The sequence below is a fragment of the Mixta tenebrionis genome (genome assembly GCF_006517625.1).
Taxonomy (GTDB): domain Bacteria; phylum Pseudomonadota; class Gammaproteobacteria; order Enterobacterales; family Enterobacteriaceae; genus Mixta; species Mixta tenebrionis.
Window position 1 is genome coordinate 213,360 of sequence record NZ_VHQI01000004.1, and the last position, 16,930, is coordinate 230,289.

A 16,930-nucleotide genomic window follows, 5' to 3' on the forward strand; every position below is an offset into this window, starting at 1 on the left:
GGAGCCGCAATGCCAACCACGCTGGAATTACTGGAAGAACATCGTCTGTTTGGCGGCTGGCAGCAGCGCTGGCGCCACCACTCTTCGCAGCTCGGCTGCAATATGACCTTCGGCATCTTTCTGCCTGGGCCGAAAGGCGATACGCCGCCGCCGGTAGTGTGGTGCCTGGCTGGCCTGACCTGCACCGATGAAAACTTTGCGGTGAAGTCGGGCGCGCAGCGGGTAGCGGCGGAGCTGGGTCTGGTGCTGGTGATGCCGGATACCAGCCCGCGCGGCGACGAGGTGCCGAATGACGAGGCTTACGATCTCGGTCAGGGCGCCGGGTTCTATCTGAATGCCACCCAGGAGCCGTGGCGCCAGCATTTCCGCATGTACGACTATCTGAATGAAGAGCTGCCGGCACTGATCGCCGCCAGCTTTAACATCAGCGATCGACAGGCGATAATGGGCCATTCTATGGGGGGCCACGGCGCGCTGGTGCTGGCGCTGCGTAATCCGCACCGCTTTGCTTCCGCTTCCGCGTTTGCGCCCATCGTCAATCCCAGCGAAGTCCCCTGGGGCGTGAAGGCGCTCGGCGCCTATCTGGGCGAGGATCGCGAACAGTGGCGGCAGTATGACAGCTGCCTGCTGATGCAGCAGGCGGCGGCGCAGCTGCCGATCTTAATCGATCAGGGCGACAGCGATCAGTTCCTTGCCGATCAGCTCCAGCCGGAACGGCTGGAGGCGGTGGCGCAGCAGAGCGGCTGGCCGCTGACGCTGCGCATTCAGCCCGGTTACGATCACAGCTACTTCTTTATCGCCTCGTTCGTTGAGGATCATCTGCGCTTCCATGCGCAGCATCTGTTGGCATAACTTCAGGGGCGGCGCGGGCCGCCCCTTGTTACCGGCCTCAGAAATTATAATCCATCGCCAGGAAGTAGCGACGTCCATCCTCGGTATAGCCATAATCATCGCGGCTGAAATCCTTATCCAGCAGATTCTGCACGCCTGCCCGCAGCTTAACCGCTTTCGTCGCCTGCCAGCTGGCGCCGGTATTCCACAGCACATAGCCGCCCGGCGTGTTGCCGTCGTTTTTCAGCGTACGGCGTTCGCCGGAGTAGTTAGCCTGTAAATAGAAATTCCAGTCGTCAAGCGGCGTCCAGTCCAGCGTCCCGTTGGCGGTGTGCAGCGGCAGCTCTTTCAGCGGTTTGTTGCCGCCGTCGCTGAGATCGCGTCCGTCGCTATAGGTGTAGTTCAGCGTCAGTTTCCAGCGCTCGTTGAACGGCACCTTCAGCTCGGTTTCCAGTCCGGTAATACGCGCCTTGTTGACGTTGTAGTAACGGAATACCGGCTTACCGTCTTTATCAAAGCCGACAAAGTTGCTGTAGCCGGGCGCCAGCGTTTTATCAGAGGTGCGGGCGATATTAATCATATCGTCAATATTGTTCTGGAAGGCGGTCACGCTGCCGGTTACGCCATCCAGCCAGCCTTCGTCGCCGTGATAGTAGAGCCCCAGCTCGAAGCTTTCGCTGGTTTCCGGCTTCAGCTGCGGGCTACCCACTACCGCACAGCTGCCGCGGCAGGAGTTGCTCTGCCAGTCCGGGCTAAGCTGCAGCAGCGAAGGCGCCTTAAAGGCGTTGGCCCAGCCGCCCTTCACCGTGACGGTATCGCTGGCGTTCCACACCAGATAGAGACGCGGGCTCCAGTGATCGCCGTAGGTTTCATGATCGTCCATGCGCACGCCGCCGGTCAGCGCCAGCGACTCCAGCAGCCGCCACTCATCTTCCACAAACAGCGCATACTGGCTGGCGGAAGTACTGCCGCTGCCTTTCAGATTGACCGCATCGCTCAGCTTATCGTGACGCCATTCGCCGCCGAAGGTCAGCAGCTGATTGATATCGGCCAGCGGCAGCACCAGCTTGCCGTCGAGGCTGTTGTTGCGCGAGGTAATCGTCTTACTGGAGTAGTTATCGATTTTGTCGCCGTAGAAGCGCAGCTCGGTATTGCCGAAGTCCCAGCGTCCATTGTGGCTCAGGCTGTAGTTCTGGCGTTCCAGGCGGTTTTTATCCAGCGAATCGGAATCGCGATCCTGACGATCGAAACCGTAGCCGACGCCGATCTCCTGGTTATCGCTGGGCGTCAGGGTAAATTCCGCGTTGCCGTTGCGCGAGGTATAGCCTTCAATACGCGGTGAATCGCCGCTGCTGGCGGAGGGCGCATCATCTTTTTCCCGCTTGCCGAGGTTGCCGTAAACCTTCACCCCCAGCAGATCGTCAACCAGCGGACCGCTGGCGAAAAAGTTGCCGTTATAGCTGTCGCCGCGATCGCGATGCTCCTGCAGCGTGGTATCGGCGCTCAGGGTGCCGTGCCAGGCTTTACCTACCTTGCGGGTAATGATATTCACCACGCCGCCCAGCGCGTCGGAGCCGTACAGCGAAGACATCGGACCGCGCACCACTTCGATACGCTCGATAGCATCCACCGGAATCCAGTTAAGATCGAAATCGTTATGGCGGAATACCGCATTGCGCGAGTTGACGCGCTTGCCGTCAATCAAAATCAGCGTGTAGCTGCTGTCCAGCCCGCGCAGGCTGACGCCCTTACGGTTATCGCCTTCGTTGGTTAACTGCACGCCCGGCACGTCGCGCAGCACGTCACGCAGATTCTGCACCGGCTTGCGCTTAAGCTCTTCGCTGGTAATCACGCTAATGCTGGCGGGCGCGTCCTGTAAATTAACTTCATTTGCCGAGGCGGTAACCACCATCGTCTCATTATGATCTTCCCCTGCGGCGGAAACCGGCAGCGACAGAATAACGGCAGATGTGCAGATACCTGCGCGCATCACGGCATTTAAGCGGAACATACTTCTCTCCATGAGGTAACAATAGTAAGGATAAAATTACGCTCATGCCCACATTGAAAAGACGATAATCATCGTCAAAGCTACCTGTTGCTTGTTGCAGCGCTTTTTTGCCGCTGCTGATAATAATTTTGTTGCGCTATTGCGTTAATTCGCTGGCTCGCGCCATTTTTTATCGGCGCTGGCCGCCGTCGCGCCTGCCTACAGGCCCGGCTCGGCCACCAGCCCGTCAATCAATACCTGCGGCGTACCCTGCGAGCAAAGCTCGATGCGCCCGCGCACGCCGTAAACCTGCGCCAGGCTCTGCGCGGTAATCACCTGCTCCGGCTCGCCATCGGCGATGAGTCTGCCCTGCTTCAGCATTAATACATGTTCGGCGTGCCGCAGCGCGATATTAATATCATGCACTACCACCACCGTAATGATATTGCGCCGCCGCGTTTCCCTCCGCACTAAATCCATTACGTGGAACTGATAATTTAAATCCAGCGCGCTTAATGGTTCGTCGAGTAACAATAATTGCGGGCGACGAATTAACGACTGCGCTAATCCCACCAGCTGCTTCTGCCCGCCGGAAAGCTGATCGAGATAGTTTAATGCCAGATGCGCAATACCCAGCTGCTCCAGCAGCGCCATCACATCCGCTTCGCTGCCGGAGCCGCCGGAAGCGCGCTGGGCGACAATGATCGATTCCAGCACATGCAGATGCACGCCGGCCGGCAGCGACTGCGGCAGGTAAACTACCCGCTCGGCACGGCGGGAAAACGGCAGCGCCAGCAGCTCTTCGCCGTTGAGCCACAGCTCGCCCTGCGCCGGATTCAGCCCGGCCAGCGCGCGCAGCAGAGTGGATTTGCCGCAGCCGTTAGGCCCCAGCAGCACGGTGATCTTGCCGCGCGGCAGCCGGGGCACGCTAAGGTTTTCAATCACTTTGCGCTGTGGATAGCCGCTGTAAAAACCGCGAATCCGTAGGCCCGACATCAGACATTCCCCCGATGGCGCAGAATAATCGTCAGGAAGAAGGGTACGCCCACCAGCGAGGTAACGATGCCGACCGGAATAATCACGCCAGGAATCAAATTTTTCGAGGCGACCGAAGCCATCGACAGCACCAGCGCGCCGATCAGCGCGCTGGCCGGCAGGTAGTAGCGGTGATCCTCGCCGAAAACCAAACGCGAAATATGGGGCGCCACCAGGCCCACAAAGCCAATCGGTCCGACAAAAGCGACCGCCAGCGCGGAAAGGATACTGATACGCAGCAGCGTACCGAGACGCAGGCGGCGCACGTCGATGCCGAAGCTGACCGCCCGATCTGCGCCAAGGCGCAGCGCAGTCAGCTTCCATGCGCTCATCAGCGAAAACGGCAGCATGATCAGCAGCGCCACGCCAAGCACCGCCAGCTTCTCCCATGAGGCGCGCGCCAGGCTGCCCATCGTCCAGAACACCAGCCCCTGCAAAGTATCTTCGCTGGCGATAAACTGCAGCATGGAAACCAGGGCGTTAAAGGTAAACACCAGCGCGATACCAAACAGCACCACGCCGGAAGAGGCAACGCGCGTCCAGCGGGTGACGCCATCAAGCATCAGCGCGGCGAACAGCGCGAAAGCAAAGGCGTTGCCGGAAATAAGCCATTGATCGGCAATGCCGGGAATGCCGATGCCGAGGATAATCGCCAGCGCCGCGCCGAAGGCCGCCGCCGAGGAGACGCCGAGCGTAAAGGGACTGGCCAGCGGGTTATTGAGGATGGTTTGCATCTCTGCGCCCGCCAGACCGAGCGCCAGCCCCACTACCACCGCCATCAGCGCGTAGGGCAGCCGAATTTCCCAGACGATCACGCGCGTACCGGCATCCACGCTCTCCGGCTGCAGCAGGGTGTGCCACAGCGTGTTTAGCGTCAGGCCGGAGGGGCCAAGCGTAAAATCAAGCATCAGCGAGGCGAGGATAGCCAGCAGCAACACGCCGATCAGCAGCAGGCGACGCCGCAACAGCTGGTGATAGCGTCCCATAACCGGCAAAGGCGATACGGGGCGCTCAAAGGGGGCGGAGTTATGCGTTGCACTCATGTTAAATCCTGTCAATATCCGTCATCCCGGACGCGGCGGGCCTGCCTGCCGCCTTTAACCGCGACGGCCTGGCGAATAACCGCCCGCTTACTATGATTTTTTGCCGCTAACGAAAGCATTGTGGTCAGGGCAGGAACAATAGATCAAATGATAATGGTTATCAATGCAATTTGTAACATCTGTGCTGTTACGCTGATTAAAACAAAAAGGCGCGACCTGGGTCGCGCCTTTACGTTCACGGCTTTAGTCCTGGCTGTTAATCGCCGAAACGGGGAAACTCCATGTCGCGGTAACGCACAAAACGGGTGCGGCGCGTCAGCTTGTAGCCGAACCAGATAAGCAGGAACAGCGGAATGCCGATATAGGTAGCCGCCACGCCGTACCAGTCGATGGTATCGCTCAGGAACGCCTCATAGTTCTGCCCCAGAGTGATAATCAGACAGAGAATAAAAGCGAAGATCGGTCCCAGCGGGAAAAAGCCGGAGCGGTAAGGCAGATCCGCCAGGCTATGACCCTGCGCTTCGTAGCCGCGACGGAAGCGGTAATGGCTGATGGCAATGCCGAGCCAGGCGATAAAGCCGGTCATGCCGGAGGTGTTCAGCAGCCACAGATAAACCTGCTGATCGCCGAATTTCGAGGTCAGGAAGCAGAGCGCCGCCACTACGGTAGTAGCGTACAGCGCGTTGCGCGGCACGCCGTTCTTCGACAGCTTCGCAAAAATGCGCGGCGCTTTGCCTTCGCTGGCCAGGGTAAACAGCATACGCGTGGAGGCGTACATGCCGGAGTTGCCCGCCGACAGCACCGCCGTCAGGATCACCGCGTTCATCACCGCCGCCGCCGAGAGCAGGCCCGCATGCTGGAACACCAGCGTAAAGGGGCTGACGCTGATATCTTTTATATCGTTACGCAGCAGGCTGGGATCGGTATAAGGAATAATCAGGCTGATAATCAGAATGGCGAAAATATAGAACAGCAGAATACGCCAGAAGACCTGACGCACCGCGCGCGGAATGTTTTTCGCCGGATCTTCCGATTCGCCCGCGGCAATGCCGATAAGCTCGGTGCCCTGGAAGGAGAAGCCGACGATCATCGCCACGCCAATCATCGCCGAGAAGCCGCCGGCGAACGGCGCCTCGCCGATCTGCCAGTTCTGCCAGCCCGCGTTTTCGCCGCCGCGCAGAATACCAATCATCATCAGCACGCCGATAATGATAAAAATCACCACGGTGGTCACTTTAATCAGCGAGAACCAGTATTCCGCTTCGCCGAAGCCCTTCACCGAAATATAGTTCAGCAGGAACATCAGGCCGAGGAACAGCGCGCTCCAGATCCAGCCCGGCGTATCCGGGAACCAGTAACTCATCACCAGCTGTGATGCCACCAGGTCAACGGCGATGGTTACCGCCCAGTTGTACCAGTAGTTCCAGCCAAGCGCGAAGCCAAATCCCTCTTCGACGTATTTGGCACCATAGGTGGAGAAAGAGCCGGAAACCGGCATAAAGGCCGCCAGTTCGCCCAGGCTGGTCATCAGAAAATAGACCATCAGACCAATAAGAGCGTATGAGAGCAGCGCGCCGCCGGGACCCGCCTGAGAAATGGTGGCGCCTGAAGCGACAAACAGCCCGGTGCCGATCGAACCGCCGATGGCGATCATGGTTAAATGGCGCGCCTTAAGCGCACGTTTCAACCCTGGCTGCTGTGTTGTTTTTTTATCCTGAACCATATTTAAACGCTGTAAATGGGTAAAAAATGAGGCCGCGATTGTAACAACTCACCCGGTCAAGTATAGCGATAACCGACGGTTATAAGTTACCTTCATGATGCGGCGCGGATTATTAGCAAAGGCGTCCGTCGCATTGGGACCTATTCGCGACAGTAGCTCAGAAAGCGCATAAGCGCATTAGAGAGATGCTTTTGCCGGTGATGAATGCGATACAGCGTGCGCGACAGCTTCGGCAGCGGAATCGCCACCTCCGCCAGCGAGCCGCTCTCCAGCTGCTCGGCCACCACGCGCCGCGACAGGCAGCTGACGCCCATGCCGTGGCGCACCGCATGCTTGATCGCTTCGGAATTGCCCAGCTCCAGCGCCAGCTGAAACTGCGGCAGATGCGACAGCAGCAGATAATCAACGATTTCCCGCGTGCCGGAGCCCTGCTCGCGCAGGATCCAGGGCGCGGCGGCGAGGCTTTCCAGCGTCACCGGCTGGCGCAGCAGCGGCGCATCCGGCGCGGTAAAAACCACCAGCTCATCTTCCAGCCAGGGATAGCTGATAATGTCGCTAACGTGACAGGGGCCTTCAATCAGCCCCAAATCAACGCGAAAATCCGCTACCGCATCGATCACATCCTTGCTGTTGCCGACGCTCAGCTCCAGCGGCAGCTGTGGATAGTCACGACGCCAGGCGGCGATCATCCCCGGCAGCAGATAGTTGCCGATGGTGCTGCTGGCATAAAGCCGAATCGCGCCCCGATCCTCGCGAAACAGCTGCTCGATATCGGCGGCCTGCTCCAGCAACGCCACCGCGCGCGGATAAAGCAATCGCCCATGTTCGTTCAGCACCAATCGCTTACCGACCCGGTCAAACAGCTGTACGCCAAGCTGCCCTTCCAGATCGGCCAGCGCGGCGCTAACCGCCGACTGAGAGAGTGAGAGCAGCTGGGAAGCCTGCGTCGTGGAGCCGCTTTTCAGCACCTCGGTAAATACGGCGATCTGCCGCAAAGTAATATGCAAGGCGTTTTCCTTATGCCATAAAATGAGGGAAGCCCCAGAAGAGCGCCGCCAGCCAGAACGCCAGCAGCAGCAGCAGAATAGGTGCAGGCCACCGTCTGCCCTGCCGCTGCCGCCGTTCCATCTGCGCTTCTCCGCTCAGACGGATGTCACGCGGCAGCAGGCGCACCAGCAGGCTGATGCCGAGCGGCACGATAATAGCGTCGTCCAGCAGCCCCAGAAGCGGGATAAAATCAGGAATAAGATCGATGGGGCTGAAGGCGTAGGCCGCCAGCAGAGCCATCAGCAGCTTCAGCCACGTCGGCGTGCGCGCATCGCGCCAGGCGAACCACAGCACCAGCCCATCTTTTTTAAGCAGCCGCGCCCGGCGCCGCAAACCCGCGAACAGCATTTTCACCCCGCAGCTATATCACTTATTTCGATTAATTATAAATATATAATCAATTTCTCTTTTAAGCCAGAAATGACGCAAACTCTCCGCCAGTAACAGGAGAAGAAGCATGGCTGACCTAACCTTAAACAGATCGCTACGTACGCCGGCAGGCTATCTGCCCGGCCTGCTGCTGACCGGCATCATTGCCGTCGCCGCGCTGCTGCTGGGAAATCAGCGCAGCTTTACCGCGCTGGGCCTCAGCGCCCTGACGCTGGCTATTGTGATGGGGATGGTGCTGGGCAACACGCTTTACCCGCGCCTGGGCGCGCTCTGCGACGGCGGCGTGCTGCTGGCGAAGCAGCGGCTGCTGCGGCTGGGGATCGTGCTCTACGGTTTCCGCCTCACCTTTCAGCAAATCGCCGACGTGGGCGCCAGCGGCATAGCGATCGATCTGCTGACGCTCAGCTCCACCTTTTTGCTCGCCTGCTGGCTGGGACAGCGCTGGCTGAAGCTCGATCGGGAAACCTGCTGGCTGATTGGCGCCGGCAGCAGCATCTGCGGCGCCGCCGCGGTACTGGCTACCGAGCCGGTAATTAAGGCGCAGGCGTCGAAGGTAGCGGTGGCGATCGCCACGGTGGTGCTGTTCGGCACCCTGGCGATTTTTATCTGGCCGCTGCTCTGGACGCTGGCGCATTCGCTCTGGCCGTCGCTAAGCGCGACGCAGTTCGGCATCTATATCGGCTCGACCGTTCATGAGGTAGCGCAGGTGGTTGCGGCAGGCCACGCCATCGCTCCCCAAACGGAAAACGCAGCGGTGATCGCTAAAATGCTGCGGGTGATGCTGCTGGCGCCGTTTCTGCTGCTGCTTTCCGCCCGGCTGCGCCAGCTGGCGCCGCAGCAGGCTACGGGAAAACGCCCGCTCGCCTTTCCGTGGTTCGCCCTGCTGTTTATTGTCGTAACGCTGTTTAATTCCTGCCATCTGCTGCCCGCCAGCTGGATTGCGGCCATTGAGCAAATCGATACCCTGCTGCTGGCGATGGCGATGGCGGCGCTGGGCCTGACCACCCATATCAGCGCGCTGAAGCAGGCTGGCGTACGCCCGCTGCTGCTGGGGCTGCTGCTGTTTATCTGGCTGATGCTGGGCGGCGGCGCGCTTAACCTGCTGGTGCACCATTTCATGCCCTGAGCGCATCAGTTATCATCACCTGCTTGCTCAGGCACGGCCATTAACAGGAGAACGGCATGAAATTTATCGGCGCTCATGTAAGCGCGGCGGGCGGCGTGGATCAGGCGGTAGCGCGCGCGCATGAACTGGAAGCCACGGCGTTCGCGCTGTTTACCAAAAACCAGCGGCAGTGGCGCGCTGCGGCGCTGACGCCGGAAACTATTCGCGCGTTTCGCGACGCCTGCGAGAAATATGGCTACGGCAGCGCCCAGATTCTGCCGCACGACAGCTTTCTGATTAACCTTGGACATCCGCAACAGGAGCCGCTGGAAAAATCGCGGGCAGCCTTTATTGATGAGCTGCAGCGCTGCGAACAGCTCGGACTGTCGCTGCTTAACTTCCATCCCGGCAGCCACCTCAACCAGATGGATGAAGAAGCCTGCCTGCGGCGCATCGCGGAATCGATCAATATCGCGCTTGATAAAACCGCCGGCGTTACCGCAGTGATCGAAAATACCGCCGGTCAGGGCAGTAATCTCGGCTTTCGCTTTGAGCACCTGGCGGCAATCATTGACGGCGTGGAGGATAAATCACGCGTCGGCGTCTGCATTGACACCTGTCACGCCTTTGCCGGCGGCTACGATCTGCGCAGCGAGGCGGACTGCGTGGCGACTTTCGCCGAGTTTGAGCGCATTGTCGGTTTTCAGTACCTGCGCGGAATGCATCTGAACGACGCTAAAAGCGCTTACGGCAGCCGCGTTGACCGCCATCACAGCCTGGGCGAAGGCAATATCGGCACCACCGCGTTTAGCTGGCTGATGCAGGACAGCCGCTTCGATAATATCCCGCTGATTCTGGAAACCATTAATCCTGCTATCTGGAAGGATGAGATCGCCTGGCTGAAGTCGCAGCAGCGCAATCCGGCGCTCACGCAATAAACTGTTCATTTGCGGCATAATATTCTCCGGCATAGCCGGAGATTTTTCACAGGCGCCTGTAAGCTCTGGTTACCAGCAGCGCCCTAACCGATATATCGTAATTTGACATTTGTCTCTTCGGATTACTGACGGCCCCATAAACGGGCTGTCCGGATAAGGCTGCGATAACGGCTCCCGTTTTATTTTCTTTGCGAAAGCCTGGCCGTCTGAAGGTGATCTGCTGAAGCGGCGGCAACACGAAGAAAAAGCGGCCATAAAACCTTTAATATCAGCAGAGGGTACGGCAGCGCCAAAATTGGCGGGGCGATATTTTCCGTTGTCTGGGCTGATAGCGGTAGTCTCTGCAGAGCCGCATTGCCGCCCCTGGTTGTTTGTAGCTTTTGCTACATTCCGCCTTAAGGTTAGCTGTTTTTTAAGTATAGAGTTCCAGCTGTTACGATACAGTTTGCCTGCAGGTTTCATGTATACTCGCTACATAGCTTTTGTGAAATTTTCAGGATGAATGGTGGAAATATGATGAAAGTGAGTGAGGCAGCATTACTGGAATCAGGCTTTAGCCATGCAGATCTACAAAAACTGAATAACAACATTGCTAACTATGGCGGTTCGCTGGATTCCGTAGTCCACGATCTTGCTAACCGCTTTAACGCTTCAAAGTGGATTACTATCGCTGCCTTTATCATACTGGCTCTCACGCTAATGCTGGCACCCGTAGATACCAGCATCACGCTTGCAGCCACACTTGCGATTGTATTGCCTTTTATATGGTATTTAACGCCAGCAAAACTTGCGTACAGGTCATGGCGCTATCGCAGATTATCGATTAATTCTGAACCGCGTCAGTAACAGACATAAGGTCAAATATGACCTTAGCTTTAACACCATAACCGACAATTTTCATTGTGAGCTTTGGACGGCTCATCGTGCTGACTTTCCTGTAATAATCGACAGGCAGATAGCGAAATAAACGCCAGCTTCCAGGGCGTCTGAACAGGCCGAATATGCTATATGCGTTTGCAACAAGCGAGATTGATTTATAGGTTCCCAGTCCGCTATTACGGCTGAACCCCATAAATTCAGCTGTGGATATAGCGGCATCCGCAACCAAACCTTCCGAGTTTTTATTATTCATTGCATAGTGCGCAATTTCTTTGCTTACCCCATTCGCACCATCAGTAACCAGAACTGCACCAGCCAGAACGCCCAAAGGCGTCATAGAGCCGATAAGGGTCAGACCAACGGCTATTTCAACGCCAGACAACACCACATTTACGGCAGAAATAACATAACCCACTATTTTGTTATTTTCCCGTACAAACTCTACTTTAGCGTAAAGCTGCGCAGTCTTCATTCGCAGCATCCTGTCCTGTTCATGAAGGTTTGCGGTTTCTTCCCTCAGAGCCTGAATACATGCCATACACTCTTCATCTGTTTTTGCGCGCCGGGCGATGGCGAACTGCTGCTCAATAACCCCTTTTATCTCCTCATGAAATTTTAAACGGATCAGACCATCGCTGAGGTGGGGAAAGGACAGCATATTCGCTGTATTAACCAGTTTCCTCGCCTCCAGATTAACCATTGCCTCCGCCCAGTTTTTATTTCTTCCCCCTGAGCGCATCATATCAAGTAACGCAGCATCCATGCAGATTCCCCTGTTGATTCCTTAAACAAGAATAACAATTTTATAGCAATATCCACCTGCTATCTGTTATCGAAGTACATAACTGATAATCAACGAGTCGGGTTTTTATATCAATTTCAGGCGGGGAAAAGAGCGCATAAAACCATTGCAGAAATCGTGTAGCGTTACCAACATAATTTCATACCTGTTTACAGGTATCTACGCAGCAAGCTATCGCAGCCGTAAAAGAAAACTACGGCTGGATTACAGCGGCAAATTCATTGTTTAACTGTTGCTGAACCGCAAGCTGCTTTAACAAATAAAAAAAGGTTTTGCTAAGCGGGCCAAAGCTAAAAACTTTACTGCCCCCTACCGGGCTGGAGAGTTTTCTACAGATAAAAAACGCCAGCCGCAGGGACTGGCGTTTTCCTTACGCGGCATAAATCAGACCTGCGCCAGCTCCGATTCAGGACGCTTCAGAACGGCGTAGGCGATCCCCGCCAGCAGCGTACCTGCCACAATCGCCAGCAGGTAGCCCACAACCGGCGTAATGGCGCCGGGGATCAGCAGCACAAACAGACCGCCGTGCGGCGCCATCAGCTTCGCGCCCACTATCATGGAGATGGCGCCGGTTACCGCGCCGCCGATAATGCAGCACGGCAGTACGCGCATCGGGTCGCGCGCCGCAAATGGAATCGCCCCTTCAGAGATAAAGCAGAGGCCCAGCACCAGCGCCGCTTTGCCCCCTTCCTGCTGGCCTTTATTGAATTTCCTGCGCGCCAGCAGCGTCGCCAGCCCCATCGCCAGCGGCGGCACCATGCCGGCGGCCATAATCGCCGCCATCGGCGCATAGGTTTGCGAACTCAGCAGACCGACGCCAAAGGCATAGGCCACTTTATTAATCGGCCCGCCCATATCGGCACACATCATGCCGCCCAGGATGGTGCCCAGCATTACCGCATTGCCGGTACCCATATTACCCAGCCAGTGGGTCAGGCCCTCCATGATTTTCGCTACCGGCGTGCCGACCACGTAAATCATCAGCAGACCGGTGATCAGGCTCGCCAGCAGCGGAATAATCAGGATCGGCTTCAGCGCCTCCATACTCTGCGGCAGCTTCACCTTGCTGCTGAGGAACTTCGCCGCATAGCCGGCAATAAAACCGGCGATAATGCCGCCAAGGAAGCCCGCATTAATGCTGCTGGCCAGCATCCCGCCGATCAGGCCCGGCGTCAGGCCGGGACGGTCGGCAATGGAGAAGGCGATAAAGCCCGCCAGCACCGGCACCATCAGCGCAAAGGCGGTGTCGCCGCCGATCTGCATCAGCGCCGCCGCCAGAGTGCCCTGCTCTTTAAAAGCGTTAATCCCAAAAGCGAAGGAGAGCGCAATCGACAGGCCGCCCGCCACCACCATCGGCAGCATATAGGAGACGCCGGTCAGCAGATGGCGATAGGCGCCCGCCCGCGTTTTCTGCTGTTCGCCCGCCTCCGCCGCGCCTGACTGCCCGCCTTTCGGCTGATAAGGGCGCGCCTCCGCCAACGCTTTGTCAAACTCCTGCGCGGTTTTCTTCAGCGCCAGGCTGGTAGAAGTGCGATACATCGGCTTACCGGCGAACTTCGCCAGGTCTACCTCGATATCCGCCGCTACTATCACCAGGTCGGCCTCGGCCACTTCCTGCGGCGTAATGGGGTTACCGGCGCCGACGGAGCCGCGGGTTTCCACCTTCACCCACCAGCCGCGTTTTTTCGCTTCGGTTTCAATCGCCTCCGCCGCCATAAAGGTATGCGCCACGCCGGTTGGGCAGGCGGTGATCGCCACGATGCGTTTCATCGCTTGCGGAGCGTCGGCCCCGATCGCCGCGCCTGGCGCAGCCGCCGGCGCCTGCCAGGGTTGAGCTTCCGCTTTCGCCTGCGCCAGCAGCGCCTGCGGATCGCGCACCGCCCGCGCGGCATCGCCCAGCCACACCGCTTTGCCGTTCAGCGCATCGTCAACGGGCAGCCGGTCGCCCAGCACAATCACCAGCTCGGCGTCGGCAGGATTTTCTACCAGCGTCAGGCCCGCGTCGCCCGCCGCCGCGGCGAGAAGTTGTTTTGCCATATAGCCGGAGGCAAGCCCCAGCGCAGGATCCGTCATCAGCAGCGTTTTCATTATCGCTCTCCCGCTGTCAGTTAAAAGGTTTCAGATCGACGCGCGCCATCATGGCGGCCAACTGGGTACGATCGGTGATGCCGACATTGCTCTGGCTTACCGCCAGCGCGGCGACGGCTGTCGCCAGGCGCAGCGTATGCTCGCTGGATTCACGCATCAGCAGACCGTAAATCAGCCCGCCGACCATAGAGTCTCCGGCACCGACGGTGCTGACCACTTCACAGGCCGGCGGCCTGGCGATCCATTCGCCGGAAGCGTTAACCCACAGCGCGCCTTCGGCGCCCAGCGAGATCACTACGTGGGCGATGCCCTGTTCACGCAGCGCATGCGCCGCCTCAATCACTTCTTTCAGCGTCGGCAGCTTGCGTCCGGCCCAGATCTCCAGCTCGCGCAGGTTGGGTTTTACCAGCCAGGGCGCGGCTTTCAGCCCGGCGACCAGCGCTTCGCGGCTGCTGTCGAAAATAATGCACGGGCAGTGGGTGCGCAGTTCGCTCATCCAGCGGGTAAAGGCTTCCGGCGTCACGCCCGACGGCAGGCTGCCGCTGACGCAAACCATATCGAACTGACCGAGCCAGCTCAGCGAATCCGCCGCAAAGCGCTCCCACTCCTGATGGCTGACTTCAAAACCGGAGAAGTTAAGATCGGTGACTTCGCCATCCTTTTCGGTCAGCTTAACGTTAATGCGCGTGCGTCCCGGCACGACCTGAAAACGGTTGGCGATACCCAGTTCGCTGAACAGATGCTGGAAGCCGTCCTGGTTCTCTTTGCCCAGGAAACCGCCGACGGTTACGTCGATCCCTAAATCTTTCAGCACCTTCGCCACGTTGATGCCTTTACCTGCGGCATGCAGGCCGGTGGTTTTCACCAGGTTTACTTCGCCGCGCTCAATTTCCGGGCAGAAGCCGACCAGGTCGTAGGCCGGATTTAAGGTAATAGTTGCTACGCGTCTGCTCATGCTGCCCCCTCGCCAAGGCCGCTGTTAATCGCCTCTTCAATTGCGTCCAGCGCCTGTTGCGCATCTTCACCGCTGGCGGTAAAGCGCAGGCGATGGCCTTTTTTCACGCCGAGCGCGACGACTTTCATCAGGCTGCGTCCGTTTGCCGCTTTGCCGCTGCCGTCGAGATTGGTAACCGTCACGTCGCAGTTAAATTTCTTAATCACGCTGACCAGCGCCGTGCCCGGACGGGCGTGCAGGCCGTGTTCATTGCGGATAACAAATTCCGCCGTCAGCAGGTCCGCCTGTTCGCTGACTTCACTGGTCAGCAGCGCCAGCACTCCTGCCGCATCCGCCTTCAGCAGGCGTTCCGCTTTTTGCTTCAGCAGCAGATCGCTCAGGTAGTTCAGCACCTGGAGCGGCTTATCATCCGTTACGGCAACGGTTACCAGCATCGCCGCCGGCTCACCGTCTACCTCGAAGGGCTGCGCCGCCCGGCTCACCGCCACGGCGCTGCCAAGGTTGCCTTCGGTGCTGTCGTTCAACCAGATGCCCTGCCCCAGATTCAGCGGCTTCGCGCCGACCACCTGCGCCACAAAACGCGCGTCCACCGCGCCGGCCTGCTGCAGGCGTCCGGCGTTAAGCGCCTGTAGCGTCATCAGATCGCTGGCGCTGACGTCAACGGCGATCAGCGAAGCATCAAATTTAAATTCGCTGCCCTGCTTTTCGCCCATCAGCAGGCTGCGCAGCGTTTCTGCGGAATCGGTCGTTCTCAGCTGCGCGGCCACCTCGTCATCGCTCAGGACATGCGTAAGCTGACGCAGCAGCGCCAGATGCTCATCGGAACGTGCGGCGATACCAATTACGACGTAAGCGGTCTGATCCTCGCCCCAGGCGATGCCCTGCGGAAACTGGAAGACCTGCACGCCGGTCTGCTGTACCAGGTCGCGGGTATCGGTGGTGCCGTGAGGAATGGCGATGCCGTTGCCAAGATAGGTTGAGGTTTGCTGTTCACGCGCGAGCATGCCCGCCACATAGCCTTCACCGACATTGCCGGCAGCCGTCAACGCGGCGGCGACCTGGCGAATCGCCTCTTCCTTACTGCTGGCCGTCTGGCCAGGATGGATGGCGCTAATATCAAGCTGGAACATAGTTCTCCTCTCCTGCCGAAATTGAATCGTTTCAGCTTCATTGAGAAAAAAAGCGTTATCCCCTGCCAACGTTACTACCGGGATAACGCTGAAACGTTTCAAGTAGTTTGGTACAGAGGCATTTAGCGCGCAAGTTCTCCCTCAGGCGACGTAGCATAATTTTGAACTAACGCACATTTCATTTACTTTTTCGGAATAAACTCACCGCCGAAGCTGAAGTCAGTGCTGAAGTATAGTGCTTATAAAAACTATTTTTCAGCCAACTTCAGCCGGCGTCGATGATTTCTCCCTGCTTAGCCAGCGTCCGGCGATTTTTCCCTGGCTACGCGCCGAAGGCGCGGCAGGTTATCCATTCGCTGTTGCAACGAATTGCTACGCTACGGGCGCCCCTTTGGCCCATTGCGCAGCCCTGCTTTTCAGGGCGGCCTGTTGAAGGATGATAAGAATGACTGCCACCGGCGCGCAGGATGGATATTCAGCGCCCGATACGCTGGCAACCGCTGACGCGCAGGCAAGAAAACATCTGCCCTGCCGCTTTACGGATTCAGACGGCGCTGGGGAAACGCTCACAGCGAAGAAAAGCAAATCGCCGTTACTTTTGCCGGCCGCTGCACCTGTAAAGCCGTCTGAGCTATATTCTCACTGCTTTGCGTTACGGCAGGGCCGGTTATATGTAATGATGGCGCTACATATCCTGTTAATTTCCATAGAGTAGATTAATCCTGGTCTGCAATAATATCGTTACGCTTCGCTTCATCACCTTATTGCAGTTAATCAGAATAACTCCCCCATATAAATAAGCATAAAATGGTATTCCCAGGAAGAATAGTAAAAGTTATCAAACAAATATAAACCCATTCCGCTATCGACGGCGCTATTTGTAACGCCGGCACAATTTCACATTTGCTCAGGAGTTAAACGTGATCTATCCAACAGTTAAAACATCGATTTTTTCAGAAAAACAAAATAAAGTA

Annotated in this window: 15 protein-coding genes; 5 read left to right on the plus strand and 10 right to left on the minus strand. The window is 57.7% G+C overall.

What is annotated here, in order from left to right:
• Positions 1 to 9: 9 nt before the first annotated feature.
• On the plus strand, positions 10 to 852 hold the full coding sequence (fghA, locus tag FKM52_RS08405; RefSeq protein WP_141175755.1) for an S-formylglutathione hydrolase: 843 nt from the start codon (positions 10 to 12) through the stop codon (positions 850 to 852).
• A gap of 37 nt (positions 853 to 889) precedes the next feature.
• Here the strand turns inward: fghA and cirA are convergent, their stop codons facing one another.
• The 6 genes from cirA to FKM52_RS08435 form a co-directional block, all read right to left on the minus strand.
• Positions 890 to 2,842 (minus strand): catecholate siderophore receptor CirA, encoded by a 1,953-nt coding sequence (gene cirA, locus FKM52_RS08410; protein ID WP_141175756.1) that lies wholly within the window; start codon positions 2,840 to 2,842, stop codon positions 890 to 892.
• Between the two features lie 198 nt (positions 2,843 to 3,040).
• The gene (locus tag FKM52_RS08415) at positions 3,041 to 3,817 is read right to left on the minus strand and encodes an ABC transporter ATP-binding protein (RefSeq protein ID WP_141175757.1); all 777 of its coding nucleotides are present in this window, start codon (positions 3,815 to 3,817) and stop codon (positions 3,041 to 3,043) included.
• Positions 3,817 to 4,899, minus strand: a complete 1,083-nt coding sequence (locus tag FKM52_RS08420) for a FecCD family ABC transporter permease (RefSeq protein WP_141175758.1) — start codon at positions 4,897 to 4,899, stop codon at positions 3,817 to 3,819. The genes FKM52_RS08415 and FKM52_RS08420 overlap by 1 nt, the downstream gene beginning before the upstream one ends.
• 256 nt (positions 4,900 to 5,155) lie before the next feature.
• Positions 5,156 to 6,622: an amino acid permease gene (locus FKM52_RS08425; RefSeq protein ID WP_141175759.1), complete on the minus strand. Its 1,467-nt coding sequence runs from the start codon at positions 6,620 to 6,622 to the stop codon at positions 5,156 to 5,158.
• A 140-nt stretch (positions 6,623 to 6,762) separates the two neighbouring features.
• Entirely contained in the window at positions 6,763 to 7,629 is an 867-nt protein-coding gene (gene yieE, locus FKM52_RS08430; RefSeq protein ID WP_141175760.1) for a DNA-binding transcriptional regulator YeiE, read from the minus strand.
• Positions 7,630 to 7,639: 10 nt separating this feature from the next.
• Entirely contained in the window at positions 7,640 to 8,017 is a 378-nt protein-coding gene (locus tag FKM52_RS08435; RefSeq protein ID WP_208852791.1) for a YkvA family protein, read from the minus strand.
• 109 nt (positions 8,018 to 8,126) lie between these two features.
• On the opposite strand from FKM52_RS08435, the gene FKM52_RS08440 reads away from it, so the two are divergent.
• The 3 genes from FKM52_RS08440 (at position 8,127) to FKM52_RS08450 (ending at position 10,948) form a co-directional block, all read left to right on the plus strand.
• Entirely contained in the window at positions 8,127 to 9,185 is a 1,059-nt protein-coding gene (locus tag FKM52_RS08440; protein WP_141175761.1) for a YeiH family putative sulfate export transporter, read from the plus strand.
• Positions 9,186 to 9,241: 56 nt separating this feature from the next.
• Complete coding sequence (nfo, locus tag FKM52_RS08445; RefSeq protein WP_141175762.1) at positions 9,242 to 10,102, plus strand: deoxyribonuclease IV; 861 nt, start codon at positions 9,242 to 9,244, stop codon at positions 10,100 to 10,102.
• A 513-nt stretch (positions 10,103 to 10,615) separates the two neighbouring features.
• Positions 10,616 to 10,948, plus strand: coding sequence for a hypothetical protein (locus FKM52_RS08450; protein WP_244316922.1), 333 nt, complete (start codon positions 10,616 to 10,618; stop codon positions 10,946 to 10,948).
• On the opposite strand, the gene FKM52_RS08455 is transcribed toward FKM52_RS08450, so the two are convergent.
• From FKM52_RS08455 to fruB, 4 genes are all read right to left on the minus strand, one after another.
• On the minus strand, positions 10,926 to 11,744 hold the full coding sequence (locus FKM52_RS08455) for a DUF4225 domain-containing protein (RefSeq protein ID WP_141175763.1): 819 nt from the start codon (positions 11,742 to 11,744) through the stop codon (positions 10,926 to 10,928). The two genes, FKM52_RS08450 and FKM52_RS08455, sit on opposite strands and share 23 nt — an antisense overlap.
• 423 nt (positions 11,745 to 12,167) lie before the next feature.
• Positions 12,168 to 13,871: a PTS fructose transporter subunit IIBC gene (fruA, locus tag FKM52_RS08460; protein WP_141175764.1), complete on the minus strand. Its 1,704-nt coding sequence runs from the start codon at positions 13,869 to 13,871 to the stop codon at positions 12,168 to 12,170.
• A gap of 16 nt (positions 13,872 to 13,887) precedes the next feature.
• Entirely contained in the window at positions 13,888 to 14,826 is a 939-nt protein-coding gene (gene fruK / locus FKM52_RS08465; protein ID WP_141175765.1) for a 1-phosphofructokinase, read from the minus strand.
• A complete protein-coding gene (gene fruB / locus FKM52_RS08470) occupies positions 14,823 to 15,956 on the minus strand; it encodes a fused PTS fructose transporter subunit IIA/HPr protein (protein WP_141175766.1) in 1,134 nt (377 codons plus the stop codon). Before fruB ends, fruK begins: the two co-directional genes overlap by 4 nt.
• Before the next feature lie 445 nt (positions 15,957 to 16,401).
• Between fruB and FKM52_RS08475 the strand changes: the two genes are divergently transcribed.
• Positions 16,402 to 16,671, plus strand: coding sequence for a hypothetical protein (locus FKM52_RS08475; protein ID WP_141175767.1), 270 nt, complete (start codon positions 16,402 to 16,404; stop codon positions 16,669 to 16,671).
• The last annotated feature ends 259 nt before the right edge of the window (positions 16,672 to 16,930 follow it).